The sequence below is a fragment of the Pseudomonas sp. KH_040 genome, assembly GCF_057839305.1.
Genome location: NZ_CM174487.1, coordinates 3,427,917 through 3,442,357, shown reverse-complemented (window position 1 = coordinate 3,442,357; position 14,441 = coordinate 3,427,917). Strand labels below are relative to the sequence as shown.

The following is a 14,441-nucleotide window of genomic DNA, read 5'->3' as shown; positions in this document are numbered from 1 at the left end:
TAGATTCAGTCGCGTAAGGAGCGTACCGAAATGGATCAATACTCCCAAATGCTAGCCTTCATCTGGTCAACAGAGTGCGGAAGTTTTTCTGCTGCCGCCAGGGCGCATGAGATGACTCCGTCGGCCATCAGTAAATTGATAGCGCGGCTAGAGGATCGGCTTCGAGTTCGACTGTTCCAGAGGGGGTCCCGAGTCCTCACTCTGACGGAGGAGGGAGCTGCTTATTTGCGCAGTGCGAAAGCTGTGGTTGAGGCGATGAGTGAAGCTGACTCTCTGGCAGAAGGGCTTCCTTCAAGGGTCAGTGGCACGCTTCGCATCCACACGATGACCTCTTTTGCGAAGCAGCAGATCGTGCCTTGGTTGCCGGAATTCCTCGACACTTATCCCGGTCTTGATGTCGAGATTCAGTTAGGCGCTCAGTTCGTTGACCAGTTCGAGCAGGGATTGGACATAGCCATCCACAGCGGGATTCTTCCGAGCTCTTCCAGAATCGCAAAGAAGATAGGCGAATGTGAATGGTTGCTGTGTGCTTCACCTGACTACCTGGAAAAGTATGGAACACCGCAGCAGCCACAAGACCTGATGAATCATCGATGCTTTAACTTCAGTTTTGCCAGCCCTTGGAACAAATGGGCCTTTATCCAAGATGGCCTAGGTGTGACGACCCCTGTGAAGCCTCGAGGATCCTTTACCCAGGGTGAGCTGCTGAGAGATATGGCCAAATCAGGTGCGGGTATAGTCCGTCTTGCGGATTTCCACATTGGAAAAGACATTCAGGACGGATCGCTGGTGCTCCTGCTTGACGAGTACAAAGCGGAGATCTTAGAGCCTATTTACCTGCTCTACTCGGATAGAAAACATCTAAGTCCCCGCATCCGAGTTTTCATCGAGTTTTTCCAAAAAAAATGGATAGCACATCCATGGAAGGTCGTGAGAGGACTACCCGAAGCGACTTGATAGCCACTACGGCCCCGCGCTTACTTTCACTTTCCCTCCGCGCAAGCGTGCAACTTTGGCTCATGCACAAGAGAGCCAATACTCCACCTCTCTGTAATTTTACCTCCTGCTCTGTGCCCAGCAGAGCTCCCCAAAAATTGAGACCTATTTCCCAGTAATTACTTAGCCAAATGCTTCGCTGGCGCCTCTCTCATTTTGTGCCACTGACCTGTTCCTGGCGGTCACAGCAGGTGTGCTTTGCCAGCTATATTCAGCCCTGAAATTGAGCCATAACCTCTGTCCATGGTGAACAGTACGACAAGTGCTGGATCATCTCGGATGTTGAGGCGTATGTGTGCAAACCACCGATCCTCAGCCGGAGAATAAAAATAAATACCCGGAGATATCCCCATGGGATTTGCTCAAGACAAAATCGAAGCATTACCTGCGGTCAATCGTGTGCCAAAAGGAGCAGGTGCAGCCTCGTGGGGCGCGATGGCTCTTTTGTGGCTCGTGTATGCCATGGATGCCAACTCCCGCCAGATGTTCTTTATGGTATTGCCCTCCATCACCAGCGAGTTCAAGACAAGCGCTGAGCTGACTGGACTGCTTGCCGCGTTCATCACGATCGCTACATCTTTGATAGCCGTGCCTTGCATGATTTGGGCTGATAAAGGCGGTCAGGGATGGATGCGTAAATACCGCCATCTGCCAATCGTGATTGCTTACACGCTATTCACCTTTCTGACCGGCCTCAATTTCTTGACTGGCTCGCTTGGAGTGCTTGTCGCGCTGCAAGTGATGTCTCACGCATTTGGCGGTGCTGGCGAAGCCATCGAAGTCACTTCCTTGTCTGAGTGGTGGTCGAAGGAGCGCCGTGGTTTCGCCCTAGGACTTCATCACACCGGATACCCTTGGGGCACATTGATCGGTGGCTTGGCGATCAGTGCTCTACTCCACGCTTACGGCCCGGAAAATTGGCGCTTGGCATTCCTGCTGTTCCCTGTACCGATGATCATCATCTTTTCGGTCTACTGGTGGTTCAGTACGAAGAAGCGTTACGAGTCCTTTGTTGAACACGCTCAAGCCGTGGGTGAGACCCCTCCATCAATGGAAGCGGTACAAGGTGTGGTGGAGGTGCCCAAAGGCGCGTTCAAGTCGGCAATGAAAAATCCGAACATCTCCGCTATCGCTCTAATCTCGATGTTTGCAATCGTTGGCTACTTCGGCATCAGCTTCTGGCTACCTCAGTACCTGGCCTTTGTTGCCCATTACAACTTCGCAGAGGCAACTGCTTACTCGGTGCTCTTCACGATCACCGGTGGTATCGGCCAGATCGTTTGGGGATGGATTTCAGACCGTGCAGGCCGAAAACTTTGCCTAGTGCTTGTTTTCGCGTGGCTTGCGGTGGGCATGTACCTCTTCAAATACTCATCCGTCAGCCTGACTTGGCTTATCGCGATTCAGTTGTTTGCTGGGTTCGCGATGAACGCGCCCTACACGTTGCTGTATGCCATTGCGTTTGACTCTGCGAAGCAAGGCACGACTGGCCTGGCGGGCTCAATCGTCAACGTCGGTATTTACGCCGGTGGCTTTGGGCCATTCGTGATCGGGATGTTCATCGGCGCAGGTGGTGGCTTTGAGCAGGCTGCGGGCTACAACTACGCTCTCTACTTTATCTCCGGTCTCATGGTACTGGCGGCCATCATCACCATTTTCTTCACCCGAGAAACTACCGGTTGGTTCCTGAAGTACGACAAGGCGCTGGTATCGAAGTCCTCTTGCAACATGGGTTTGTAACGAACCGATCGCACCTGCACTTACAAGAAAATCCCCTTGGGGATAGCTAAAGCTAGGAGAAAGTCATGACCCTTATTAATGATGCCAAATGGTTGAGCCAACTCGCCGACGAGTTAAACGGTGATGCTGACTGGACTGCCGCTGCTCGCTATTTTGATGGGCGCATTCAATTCAAGCACAGCACAGGTTTTTCAACGCTTGCGGTTCTCGCCGGTAAAGTCGTTGCGGTTTACCCGGAAGGAAGCCCGTTGGGCGCTGACATCATCGTGTCTGGTGCTGATGATGAGTGGCAGCGCGTTCTTGACGGAAAGATCGATTGGTTTGAAGCGTTGTCCCCTGGATTGGGAAAACTTGAGCTTGAGGGCAACGTGGTTGCTGCATGGCAGTACGTAGATGTGATGGCCCGCGCGTTCGACGCAATGAAGCGTGTAGGGAAAGCTAATAATAACCCACCAGTCTCGTACTCTCCCGGGCCTAAGCCGTCGGGGAAAGAGACGGTAGGACGGTACATTACCGTTGATGGAATTCGCGTTTATTACGAAGAATCAGGGGAGGGGCGTCCACTCGTTTGCTTCCACGCAGCATCACAAGATTCTCTGATGTACAGGCACGTACTGGACGGCCTCTCAGATGAGTTCCGCGTCATTGCAATTGACGCCCCCGGGCACAGCAAATCAGAGCTACCCGAATCAGGCCCATTCCACAGCCTCACTCGCCATGCGGAGTTCAATGAGCACCTTATGGAGGCTTTGGGACTTGAGAAACCCGCCATCATGGGATGCTCGATGGGTGGCAATCTGGTGTTGGAATTGGGGGCACGTCGGCCCGATGCGTACAGCGCGATCATTTCAGCTGAAGGGGCAGATTTTACCCCGACGGTTTCCGAGTTCTTCCTCGATATGTTGCTCATGAATGGGCCAGAGATTATCGGTGCCTGGTCTCGTTCGATGACGGGCAATCGCACTCCACCAGATCGTGCGAGGGAGGTGGTGTGGCAGATCTCGCGCACCACGCCGCAGGTGATGAAAGGTGACCTCACAGGCTATGCGAACTTTGATCAGCGGCAACAAGTTGGAAAGATCAAAGCGCCTGTTTTACTTCTGCGCGGTGACGCGGATTGGTTGGTGTACCAAGAGAAGGTTGAGGAGACCGCATCTCGCATTCCCGGTAGTAAGATCGCCGTGCTCGCAGGTACTGGCCACTATCCAATGACTGAGAACCCATTGGAGTTCTGTGACACGGTACGCGCTTTCCTTCGTGAAGCGGGTCACGGCCACGCAGGCTGAAAGATCTGATTGAGGAGCCCGCTCGTCAGGCGGGCTTTTCTGCGTTTATTGAACGAGAAGGTTCAATCCCAAAAAAACCTTTTCTATTCCCGCACAAAAACCCAAAGCGCGCCGACCCACTGAGGCTCTGGCCGTTGCGGGAGCTATCTCGACCCTCGAATCCCTTCCATAGCCGATCGTCAGACAATCAGAATTATTTTCTTGTGATCTGTGATCACAGTGGATAGCATCTGTCTCAGAGCGAACATCTGAGCGTCAGCATTGTTCACCAATCGCTCAAACGATTACTCCTAAACATAAATACAAAATTTGGAGAACATCATGCGAAGTACAACTCCATCTGCGACCGAGCGTGGCCCCATTGCAATCGTTGGCGCGGGCCTGATCGGGAGAGCTTGGGCGATTGTTTTTGCTCGAGCGGGACATCCGGTGCGCCTACACGACATGGATCTGCAGACAATGCAGAACAGCCATGCCTACATCGAAGCGAGGCTTAATGAGCTCGCAGAATTCGATCTTCTTAATGACGCCCCCCTCACCGTACTTGCACGTATTACGTGTGTTCCCGATTTGGCTGATGCGCTACGTGATGCGGTGCTCGTACAGGAAAACGTTCGGGAAACGGTGGAGGCGAAAATCGACATTTTCAGTCGAATGGATGTGTTGGCGCCCAAGGATGCGATTCTTGCCAGTTCAACTTCATGGTTACCGGCCTCCGTGTTCACTAAAGATCTACCAGGTCGGGGGCGCTGCGTAGTTGCACACCCTACCAACCCGCCTTACTTAGTTCCTCTTGTGGAGTTATGCCCTGCGCCGTGGACAGAATCTGAAGTGATGATTCGAGCGCATGAGATCTACACCGCAGCAGGGCAGAGCCCTGTCGTTCTATCCCGAGAGATCCACGGCTTCTTGTTGAACCGAGTCCAAGCCGCAGTCCTCAACGAATGCTTCAAATTGCATGAGGAAGGCTTTGCCAGCTCGGAGGATATTGATCGGGTGCTCAAAGATGGACTCGCCCTCCGCTGGTCGTTTATGGGCCCCTTCGAAACCATCGATCTCAACGCCCCTGCCGGCGTATCTGACTATGCCAAACGCTACGGTCAGCAAAATCGCGAAACGATCAATTCCGAAAATGCTTTTGACTGGTCGGAATCAGCAGTCGCCCGAGTACATGACGAGCGCCGCCAAAAACTTGAACTTGAAGGCATTGCATTGCGATCCGCTTGGCGTGACCGCCGCCTTATGGCTCTCGCTGCACACAAGCGTCAAGCACCAAATTCCTGACGGAATCAATTCATCCTGAACACCAAAATAAAAGTAACCAGGAGATCACCATGGCTCGTAAAGTCATCATCACTTGCGCGGTCACCGGCGCAATTCATACACCTTCCATGTCTCGATATCTGCCGGTAACACCAAGTCAAATTGCCGAAGCGGCGATTGGTGCCGCTGAGGCTGGCGCCTCAATTGTTCACCTACATGCTCGTAATCCAATTGATGGCAGCCCCTCTCAGGATCCGGAACTGTTTAAGCAGTTTCTGCCGGCTATCAAAGAAGCTAGCGATGTGGTGATCAACCTGACTACAGGTGGCGCACCGACAATGTCGCTTGAAGATCGACTTCGCCCAGCTCATCAGTTCAAACCGGAAGTGGCCTCACTGAACATGGGGACGATGAACATGGGTCTATACCCAATGCTCAATCGTTTCAAGGAGTTCAAACACGCTTGGGAGGAACCCTATCTCGCCGGCAGCCATGACCGCATTTTCAAAAATACATTTACCGACATAGCCCACATCCTCGAGTCATGCAGTGAGAACGGTACCCGTTTTGAAATCGAATGCTATGACATTGGGCATCTCTACACCGCTGCACATTTCATTGATCGCGGCCTCATCAAACCTCCATTTTTGATCCAATCGGTTTTCGGCATTTTGGGCGGTATCGGCGGTCACCCGGAGGATGTCCTGCATATGCGTCGCACAGCTGATCGTCTCTTCGGTGATGACTATCAGTGGTCGGTTCTTCCAGCAGGAAAGCAGCAGATGAGCATTGGTGCTCAATCAGCCACGCTTGGAGGACACGTGCGTGTGGGTCTTGAAGACTCGCTTTGGGACGGGCCGGGCCAATTGGCAAAAAGCAACGCAGACCAAGTCTCGCGTATGCGCAAAATTCTCGAAGGGCTTTCACTTGAAGTGGCGACACCTGCTGACGCGAGGGAAATCCTGAAGCTCAAAGGTGGCGATAACGTCAATTTCTAAGCGCGGGCACTCACCCCCCCCATAAAGTCTATCTAGAGGATATTTTGATAATTAAAGGTCGCGGCACAACACCCGCGCCTTAGCAACTTATCCTCATGAGGAGAAAATGAACCATGTTAGCTACGACCCATACAAAAATACAAAAGGGAAAGTCGCTGAACGCTTTAATGTTTCGCAAACTAATGCCGATGTTAATCTTTGCTTACGTTATAAGTTTTCTAGACAGAACTAACATTTCACTTGCCAAAACACACATGGCAGTAGACTTGGGTATTTCCGCTGCCGCTTACGGTTTTGGGGCAGGGCTCTTCTTCCTTACCTATGCACTCATGGAGGTACCCAGTAACCTGATCATGCACCGGGTAGGGGCCCGACTCTGGATCACCAGGATCATGATCACTTGGGGACTGTTATCTGCCGGTATGGCCTTCATTACCGATGAGACTACGTTTTACATTGCCCGCGCGCTACTGGGCGCAGCTGAAGCCGGATTGTTCCCAGGTGTAATGCTCTATTTAACCTATTGGTTTGGTCGTGAGCAAAGGGCACGAGCCAGTGGCTATTTTCTAATCGGGGTCTGTCTCGCGAATATCATCAGCGGGCCGGTTGGCGGGCTGCTGTTAGAGATGGATGGAATCTGGGGTTGGCAAGGCTGGCAGTGGCTGTTCTTCTTGGAGGGAATTCCAGCTGTTCTATTCTCCGTAGTGATTTGGCGAAAGCTTCCGGACGGCCCATCTACGGCAAGTTGGCTATCAAAGGAACAAGTCACTGAAGTAGAACAAGTTCTGAAGAAAGAACATGATGAAGAAATCGCCTCCGGCAATGTAGGTCATTCTTTTAAGGGCGTCCTTAAGATCCCTCAAATTTGGCTTGCGATCACGGTGTATTTCCTCCACCAAGTTAGTGTGTATTCGGTAATTTTCTTCTTGCCGGGCATCATTGGCACGTATGGAGGCTTGTCATCGTTACAAATAGGATTGTTAAACTCAATCCCATGGATAGCAGCGGCACTCGGCGCAGCGCTTCTTCCAAAGTATGCAACTACTCCGAAAATCTCACGCAAAATAATGTTCGGTGGACTGCTCCTGATGTCGGCTGGATTGACTCTTGCGGCCTATACCACTCCACTGATAGCTCTAATAGGATTCACTCTTACGGCATCGATGTTTTTCGTTGTTCAGCCTGTGATATTCCTCTTTGCCAGTTCAAGACTGGCGGGAGCGGGTATGGCGGCGGGTCTGGCGTTAGTGAATACCTTTGGTATTACTGGTGGTTTCTTCGGCCCTTCACTTCTGGGCTTCGTTGAGCAAACTACCGGGAGCACAAAGAATGGACTCATTATTGTAGCGGCTCTTTTAACGCTCGCGGCATTCCTGAGTTTGAAACTACGTCAGGCACAAGAAATGATTACTACAAAAACGCGGGACAACATTGTATTGCCCCAGGCTGCGCCGTGTATTACTGATAATGCGAGGACAAAATGAAGAGTACATCCCTGGCACTTAAACTACATCCCGACGACAATGTTGCAATCGCACGCGCTTCGATACCTCAAGGAACCGTGGTTACGGAGTTCGGTAATATCGTGGTGCTCGCCGATGTGCCCGCAGCGCACAAGATTGCCCTTGCACACGTAAACCCAGGTGATCCTGTTCTGCGTTATGGCCAGATTATTGGCTTTGCTACTAAACCCATTGAGCCAGGCGATTACGTGCATACGCACAATCTGGAGATGGCGACGTTCGAGCGAGACTACGCGTTCGGCGAGGATGCCAAAGTCGCGTCGCCTGCAGCCTCTCCTGTGACATTCCAAGGTTTCGTCCGCGCTGACGGGCGAGTAGCAACTCGAAACTACATTGGTGTAGTGAGCACTGTGAACTGCTCCTCCACTGTTACCAAAATGGTGGTTGAACACTTCTCGCGAAACGGTGTGCTGGATGCTTACCCAAACGTGGACGGTGTGGTGCCGATCACCCACAGCTTCGGTTGCTGCATAGAGCACAATGGCGAGGGGGTGAACCAACTGCGGCGCACGCTAGGCGGTTTCATCAAGCACGCCAACTTCGCTGGCGTGGTGGTCATCGGGCTTGGCTGTGAAGCCAATCAGATGGGCGCTCTGTTCATGGCCCAGGGCATCGAGACCGGCAAGCTTATCGCTCCCGTGGTCATCCAAGACGTTGGCGGAACCCGCAACGCAGCGGATGCCGCCATTGCCGCCGTGGAATCGATGCTGCCGGTTGCCAACGAGTGCCGACGCGAGCCGGTCTCGGCGCGGCACCTGACCGTGGCGCTCCAGTGCGGCGGTTCAGACGGATACTCGGGCATCACGGCCAACCCCGCCCTCGGTGTGGCTGTCGATATGCTCGTAGCGCAAGGTGGAACTGCCATCCTTAGCGAAACGCCGGAGATCTACGGCGCTGAACACCTGCTGACTCGTCGCGCTGCAACCCGTGAAGTCGGCCAGGGTATCGTCGACCTTATCAAATGGTGGGAAAGCTACGCAGACCGCGAAAAAGGCAGTATTGATAACAACCCCACGCCTGGTAACAAGGCCGGCGGCCTGACGACCATTCTCGAAAAGTCTCTAGGCGCAGTTGCCAAAAGTGGCTCCTCAGCACTCATGGGCGTTTATCGTTACGCCGAGCCCATTACAGTCCGAGGCTTGGTGTTCATGGATGCGCCTGGCTACGACCCGATGGGAGCCACTGGCCAAATCGCCAGCGGCGCAAACCTCGTTGCGTTCACCACCGGACGCGGCTCGTGCTTTGGCGCTAAACCTGCTCCTTCGATCAAGCTTGCGACGAATACCAAAATGTACACTCGCATGAAGGATGATATGGACATCAACTGCGGGGATGTCATGGATGGCGATGCCACCCTTGAATCGAAGGGTAAAGAGATTTTCGACATGCTCATACGAGTGGCTTCGGGAGAAAAATCTAAAAGCGAGGCATTAGGCGTCGGCAATGAAGAAACAGTGCCTTGGATGATCGGCGCTCAAATGTAACAAGCAAAAAAAGAGGCGCCCTGATACCAGGCGCCTCTTTTTAAAACATGTTGGTGGAATTAATCAGCGTCGACAGGCTTGTGCGCATCGGCAACGATCAGCGCCCCTGTATTCACGATAAACTCGGCAGCACTTTTGATGTCATCTTGCAGTGCTTCACATGCTGCAACGGAGTCACCCTTCTTTAAAGCATCAACCATCGCTGCGTGATGACTGGCTTGCACTCGCTGAACCACACGCTCAGTGCCAGATCGTAGATCATAGTTGATGATAGGCCCTATTCTCAGCCACAGGGACTCAACTATCTGGAGCAGGATGGGCATGTCCGCTTGATTATAAATTGCAAAATGCAATTCTTTGTTCAGCGTAATCAGCCGTGACTCATCGGGAGCGCCTTTTGCAAACTCTGCGCAAAATGCCTCGTGTATCTTTTCAATCTCAGCCAGCGCCTGCGAATCAACAAGCTCCGCAGCACGAGCCGCAGCTTGCCCCTCAAGATTCAACCGGATACTGGTGATTTCCCGGAACTGGCTGACCGTCAGCACAGGAACACGAATATATCGATTTGCCGCCATCTCCAGCGCTTGCTCAGCGACCAACCTGTGAACCGCTTCTCGCACTGGCATGACGCTAACACCTAGAGCGTCCGCTATAGACCTGAGCGAGAGCTTTTCCCCAGGCATAACGCGTCCGCTTATCAGCAGATCACGCAGCTGGGCATAAACGTCCGCACTGAGAGTCTGGCGGATCATGGGCGTTACGAGTGTGGATAGGTTCATGGCGAGAATTATAGGCAGGTTCGATCAGGCGGCATAGCAAAATGAGACATCTGTAATCACGGATGTGCCGGTATCAAAAGTGACGGAATTGGGGAGAAACGAGTTCTCTAGCACAGGCATAACAAGCGTCTCGCTACCAAGGTCGGTGGCGAGACGTGTAGGTCTGACTAATCAAAGATACTCGACATTGCCGTCGATGCTGATTGCTTGTCCTGTCACATTGTTAGCAGCAGGAGAGCATAGAAATAAGGCCATTGCTGCCACGTCTTCGGGTGGAGTCATCCGGCGCAATGATATTTTCTTCAATGTTTGTTGGCGCATCTCCGGCTCTGAAATGCCTAACTGTTTGGCGCGATCACTGATGACGCGATCCTGGCGCGGGCCCTCGACGATGCCTGGCAGCAGTGCGTTGACTCGAATGTCTTTTTCGCCCAACTCGGCTGCCAATGACTTCATAAGACCAACGATGGCCCACTTGGTCGCGGCGTATGGCGTCCGCCAGGCATAGCCTAAGCGCCCCGCGACCGATGAAATATGAATGATGTGTGCGTGTTCTGACTTCGTCAGGAGGGGGACAGCATGATGAGCGAAGCGATACTGCGCATTAAGGTTGATTTCTACAGTCTGGCCCCATTCGGCATCGGTAATCTTGTCGATTCCGCCCGTTGGCCCTGCGATGCCTGCATTGTTGATCAGTACATCGAGCCCATCCACCCACTCCTGTTGTATCTCGAAGACTCGCTTAATTTGAGCAGAGTCGGAGACGTCAGCCAATGTGGCCAAAGCCTCTGGATAGCGCTCACGAAATTGTGCGATCGCCTGCTCACTTACATCGCATACATGGACTCTTGCCCCAATTTCGAGATATGCAGCCGCGATCGATTCGCCAATGCCTGCTGCCCCACCGGAAATCAAAACTCTCAATCCGGTATAGGGTGTCAGCCGCTTCATCACGTTCATAGCTAATGCGTCCTGCCTTGTTTTTGTTCATGAGTTCTTTCGTGGCTACGGCGTGCGTAGACAAGAAAACCTCATTCAGTGATATGTGATCACAGTTTGTTTGTCAAGACAGGTTTGCCGCAGATTTGCAGGTGATTACCGGAGAGGGTGCAGACTCCTACTCCGGCTCAGCATTGCTACCTACGGCCCGATTAATCTGCGAGTGGCAGCCGGCGGCGACTGCGCTTACCGCAGCACTTCATCATTATCGGATCTGGGCCATGGTCGGGTAATCCGTGTAACCGCGCTCCTCACCCTGATAGAAGGTGGTCGGGTCAGCGTCATTCAGTGCGACACCCTGTTCGAATCGCTCTACCAGATCCGGGTTGGCCAAAAAGGCTGTGCCAAAGGACACCAGATCAGCATTTCCTTCTCTGAGCGACGTTTCTGCGCGTTCCGCGTCATAGCCGCCATTGGCAATGTAGGTGCCTGCGAAATGACGCTTTAGTTCTTTGAAGTCGAATGCACCCGCACCGATTTCTACTACGTGAATGTAGGCTAGCCCGTAGCGACTGAGCATTTTCGCTGCATAGTTGAATGTCGCTCGTGGATCGCTGTCGCTCATGGAGAAGTAATTAAAGATTGGCGACAGGCGAACACCCACGCCGCTAGCCCCGAATACCTCGATGACCGACTCCACAACCTCCTTAAGAAACCGAGCGCGATTTTCTGCAGAGCCGCCGTATGAATCGGTTCGGGTGTTGGTGCCATCGCGCAGGAACTGATCGATCAAGTAGCCGTTCGCGCCATGTATTTCCACACCGTCAAAACCTGCACGCTTCGCGTTTTCAGCACCTTGGCGAAAATCCGCAATCACACCAGGAATTTCATCCAGACTCAGAGCCCGTGGCGACTCGTAAGGCTTCAGTCCTTCAGGCGTGTAGATCTCGCCATCAGCCTTGATCGCTGAGGGGGCTACCGGCAGCTGATTATCGAGCTGTACTAGGGAGTGTGACAGGCGCCCAACGTGCCAGAGCTGGAGAAATATCCGTCCGCCCTCTGCATGCACGGCGTCGGTCACGTGTTTCCAGCCGGCGATTTGCTCGCTGGTGAAGATGCCCGGTGTTCTCATGTAGCCTTTGCCTTGAGCCGAGACCTGGGAACCCTCAGTAATGATGAGGCCGGCGCTTGCACGTTGACGGTAATACTCGACTACTGTGGAAGTTGGAACATCGCCTTGGCCAGCCCGGCTTCGCGTCAGAGGCGCCATCACCATATGATTTTTCAAGGGTAGGTTGGCGATTTGAGCGGGGGACAAAAGAAGGTTGAGATTGCTCGCTGTCATGACGTGCCTCAGTATGATTTGGGGTGTTGGATAGTTATCGTCGAGATGATTTTCACGCCGGCTTGAGCGGCGCTAGTTGAGCCGTCCTTGTTGCCGCAGCCGTGTGCCAATCCTCTGTATTTCCGTTTCACCCTGCGCCAGAGCTGCCTTGCTCGTGTGAACCGAGTAGTGACCCGTTACCAGGTCGTACGGATGCTTTACCGCCGAGCCCATCACGAAAGAGCAATCGCCTTTCGCGATGAAGTTGATGCGGTGCTCTGACTCTTCGAACACGGCTAATTCGCCTGCATTGATCAACCCACCTGCGTCCAGACTCCCAGAACTCACAGCGAGCCAAGCAATGTTGTGACCGGATGGAGGGGTGTAATGCCAGTGCTCACCGTCTTTTAAACTCACGGCGAGATAGTTCATTTCACTCGGCACTTCAATCAGGCTTTGGGCTGCCCCGTAACGTCCCAATAGCAAACGCGCGGGGCCCACTTGAGGAACTTGCGACGGCGCAAGGTAGACACTCATCGCGGGTGCGTTTTCAAGAGATGGTGGCAATGCCACCCAAAGCTGGAATCCCTGGATTGCGGACTTGCTGGCTAGCGTAGCGTCGTGCCACACCCCATTGCCGGCCTGCATCCACTCAACACCACCGGCAAGCAGTAAACCGGTCGCCCCTGTGGTGTCCTCATAAGAAACATCCCCTTTTGTCATGAAGGTAACCGTTGCGATTCCTGAGTGCGGATGCATGCCGAAACTCGACTTACCACCACTGGCGTTCAGGCTGAAAATGTCCAGGAAAATAAACGGCTTCAACATCTCGCCTAGATCACCTGGACTCATAAGCCTCGTTATGGGGCCGTGTGTGGTTCCTTCAGTACGATGGACAATGGCGCGTGGTCGAACTACTACGGTGGTGGTCATATGTTTTCTCTTTGTTCTCCATTGCCGACAGACGATGTCGTCGAGCGGAGTTCCGGCTGCCTGGACTGGATGTGGATGAACTCAGTGATGCCGAAAGTCTGGGCGGTGAGCCCGTAGGAGATTCCGGCAACTGAAGGTCAACTGCAGCAATGACAGAAGGATATGCGTCCGCTGATTGCTTTATTAGATGGCATAATTGGATTGGACTAATCCATTTTTGGAGTGGATGGCAGTAAAGATGATTGATCTGAATGACGTCGCATTGTTTGTAAAAGTGGTGCGCAGCGGTAGTTTCGCTGAGGCAGCACGGCAGCTTGGAATGCCCTCAAACACCTTAAGCCGGCGGGTTCAACAGCTCGAGGCTCAACTCGGTACGAGGCTGCTGCAGCGCTCCACGCGAAAGCTCACACTCACTCAGTCCGGCGAGACTTTTCACGAGCGCTGCTGTGGAGCAGTGGAAGGTCTGATTGACGCTGGTGAGCAGCTGATGACCGGAAACCAAGAGCCGAGTGGCACCGTGCGCATTGCGGCAATGGCTGATTTTTTCGACTTCTTTCCTATGGAGTGGGTGGCCGATTTTCTCGAGGCACATCCGCGGGTACACGTCGACTTTGTGCTAAGCGATGCACGTGCCGATTTGATCGCTGATCGCATCGATATTGCGTTTCGAGGTGGGGCGTTGCAGGACTCAGGATACGTCGGTCGCCAGCTTCTTGGAGCGGGTAACGAAGGTCTGGTAGCCAGCCCTGATTACATTAAAAAAAGAGGCATACCTAATAAGCTTGGAGATTTGGTCAAACACGACTGTGTGAGCTTTGGCCATCCTAGCGGTTTCACCACTTGGGTTCTTCATGGGCCAAACGATACGGCGGAAGAGGTGCGGGTCACTAGCCGTTTCAATGGCAACACCGCCCAGGCTTTGCGCAAGGCGACGTTGGCCGGGCTAGGAATTGCCTTGCTGCCGCCCGCTATGACTAAGTTTGATCTTCAGACGGGGCGCCTTGTGTCTGTACTTCCGCAGTACCACAGAACCGGATACGGCCTTCATCTGCTTTACCCTAGTCGGCGACACCTACCGCTGGCTGTATCTGCATTCATTGGCTTGGTTATGGAGAAATTAGAGGGGCAAGAATTCCCTGCAACGACTCTTTCCTGATCCATGCATTGTCGAAATAT

12 protein-coding genes are annotated in these 14,441 nt (G+C 53.1%); 8 read left to right on the top strand and 4 right to left on the bottom strand.

What is annotated here, in order from left to right; all coding sequences use genetic code 11:
- Positions 1 to 30 precede the first annotated feature (30 nt).
- The 7 genes from AC3IUF_RS15380 to AC3IUF_RS15350 all read left to right on the top strand — a co-directional run bounded on the left by AC3IUF_RS15380 (position 31) and on the right by AC3IUF_RS15350 (position 9,290).
- The gene (locus tag AC3IUF_RS15380; RefSeq protein WP_007913178.1) at positions 31 to 957 is read left to right on the top strand and encodes a LysR family transcriptional regulator; all 927 of its coding nucleotides are present in this window, start codon (positions 31 to 33) and stop codon (positions 955 to 957) included.
- Between the two features lie 390 nt (positions 958 to 1,347).
- Positions 1,348 to 2,736 (top strand): MFS transporter, encoded by a 1,389-nt coding sequence (locus tag AC3IUF_RS15375; protein WP_489278470.1) that lies wholly within the window; start codon positions 1,348 to 1,350, stop codon positions 2,734 to 2,736.
- A 65-nt stretch (positions 2,737 to 2,801) separates the two neighbouring features.
- Positions 2,802 to 4,022 carry an alpha/beta fold hydrolase gene (locus AC3IUF_RS15370; protein ID WP_007913176.1) on the top strand — a complete coding sequence of 407 codons (1,221 nt, stop codon included), beginning with the start codon at positions 2,802 to 2,804 and terminating at the stop codon, positions 4,020 to 4,022.
- A 321-nt stretch (positions 4,023 to 4,343) separates the two neighbouring features.
- The gene (locus AC3IUF_RS15365) at positions 4,344 to 5,306 is read left to right on the top strand and encodes a 3-hydroxyacyl-CoA dehydrogenase (protein ID WP_489278468.1); all 963 of its coding nucleotides are present in this window, start codon (positions 4,344 to 4,346) and stop codon (positions 5,304 to 5,306) included.
- Between the two features lie 50 nt (positions 5,307 to 5,356).
- On the top strand, positions 5,357 to 6,283 hold the full coding sequence (gene kce, locus AC3IUF_RS15360; RefSeq protein WP_489278467.1) for a 3,5-dioxohexanoate:acetyl-CoA acetone transferase: 927 nt from the start codon (positions 5,357 to 5,359) through the stop codon (positions 6,281 to 6,283).
- A gap of 113 nt (positions 6,284 to 6,396) precedes the next feature.
- On the top strand, positions 6,397 to 7,767 hold the full coding sequence (locus AC3IUF_RS15355; RefSeq protein WP_007913163.1) for an MFS transporter: 1,371 nt from the start codon (positions 6,397 to 6,399) through the stop codon (positions 7,765 to 7,767).
- Positions 7,764 to 9,290, top strand: a complete 1,527-nt coding sequence (locus tag AC3IUF_RS15350) for a UxaA family hydrolase (protein ID WP_090404149.1) — start codon at positions 7,764 to 7,766, stop codon at positions 9,288 to 9,290. Before AC3IUF_RS15355 ends, AC3IUF_RS15350 begins: the two co-directional genes overlap by 4 nt.
- A 59-nt stretch (positions 9,291 to 9,349) precedes the next feature.
- Here AC3IUF_RS15350 and AC3IUF_RS15345 read toward each other — a convergent pair whose 3' ends face one another.
- From AC3IUF_RS15345 to AC3IUF_RS15330, 4 genes are all read right to left on the bottom strand, one after another.
- Positions 9,350 to 10,042 carry a GntR family transcriptional regulator gene (locus AC3IUF_RS15345; RefSeq protein ID WP_238539550.1) on the bottom strand — a complete coding sequence of 231 codons (693 nt, stop codon included), beginning with the start codon at positions 10,040 to 10,042 and terminating at the stop codon, positions 9,350 to 9,352.
- A gap of 198 nt (positions 10,043 to 10,240) precedes the next feature.
- Complete coding sequence (locus AC3IUF_RS15340) at positions 10,241 to 11,029, bottom strand: SDR family oxidoreductase (protein WP_007913158.1); 789 nt, start codon at positions 11,027 to 11,029, stop codon at positions 10,241 to 10,243.
- Between the two features lie 244 nt (positions 11,030 to 11,273).
- The gene (locus AC3IUF_RS15335) at positions 11,274 to 12,353 is read right to left on the bottom strand and encodes an alkene reductase (protein ID WP_489278465.1); all 1,080 of its coding nucleotides are present in this window, start codon (positions 12,351 to 12,353) and stop codon (positions 11,274 to 11,276) included.
- A gap of 72 nt (positions 12,354 to 12,425) precedes the next feature.
- Entirely contained in the window at positions 12,426 to 13,265 is an 840-nt protein-coding gene (locus AC3IUF_RS15330; protein ID WP_123375233.1) for a pirin family protein, read from the bottom strand.
- Positions 13,266 to 13,503: 238 nt separating this feature from the next.
- Between AC3IUF_RS15330 and AC3IUF_RS15325 the strand changes: the two genes are divergently transcribed.
- Positions 13,504 to 14,421, top strand: coding sequence for a LysR family transcriptional regulator (locus tag AC3IUF_RS15325; RefSeq protein ID WP_463544089.1), 918 nt, complete (start codon positions 13,504 to 13,506; stop codon positions 14,419 to 14,421).
- Positions 14,422 to 14,441 lie beyond the last annotated feature (20 nt).

What these genes read in the sequence shown, in the direction of transcription:
- AC3IUF_RS15380 (WP_007913178.1), top strand. Translation starts at nt 31, where the DNA reads ATGGATCAATACTCCCAAATGCTAGCCTTCATCTGGTCAACAGAGTGC.
- AC3IUF_RS15340 (WP_007913158.1), bottom strand. Translation starts at nt 11,029, where the DNA reads ATGAACGTGATGAAGCGGCTGACACCCTATACCGGATTGAGAGTTTTG.
- kce (WP_489278467.1), top strand. Translation starts at nt 5,357, where the DNA reads ATGGCTCGTAAAGTCATCATCACTTGCGCGGTCACCGGCGCAATTCAT.
- AC3IUF_RS15355 (WP_007913163.1), top strand. Translation starts at nt 6,397, where the DNA reads ATGTTAGCTACGACCCATACAAAAATACAAAAGGGAAAGTCGCTGAAC.
- AC3IUF_RS15335 (WP_489278465.1), bottom strand. Translation starts at nt 12,353, where the DNA reads ATGACAGCGAGCAATCTCAACCTTCTTTTGTCCCCCGCTCAAATCGCC.
- AC3IUF_RS15375 (WP_489278470.1), top strand. Translation starts at nt 1,348, where the DNA reads ATGGGATTTGCTCAAGACAAAATCGAAGCATTACCTGCGGTCAATCGT.
- AC3IUF_RS15370 (WP_007913176.1), top strand. Translation starts at nt 2,802, where the DNA reads ATGACCCTTATTAATGATGCCAAATGGTTGAGCCAACTCGCCGACGAG.
- AC3IUF_RS15345 (WP_238539550.1), bottom strand. Translation starts at nt 10,042, where the DNA reads ATGATCCGCCAGACTCTCAGTGCGGACGTTTATGCCCAGCTGCGTGAT.
- AC3IUF_RS15330 (WP_123375233.1), bottom strand. Translation starts at nt 13,265, where the DNA reads ATGACCACCACCGTAGTAGTTCGACCACGCGCCATTGTCCATCGTACT.
- AC3IUF_RS15325 (WP_463544089.1), top strand. Translation starts at nt 13,504, where the DNA reads ATGATTGATCTGAATGACGTCGCATTGTTTGTAAAAGTGGTGCGCAGC.
- AC3IUF_RS15350 (WP_090404149.1), top strand. Translation starts at nt 7,764, where the DNA reads ATGAAGAGTACATCCCTGGCACTTAAACTACATCCCGACGACAATGTT.
- AC3IUF_RS15365 (WP_489278468.1), top strand. Translation starts at nt 4,344, where the DNA reads ATGCGAAGTACAACTCCATCTGCGACCGAGCGTGGCCCCATTGCAATC.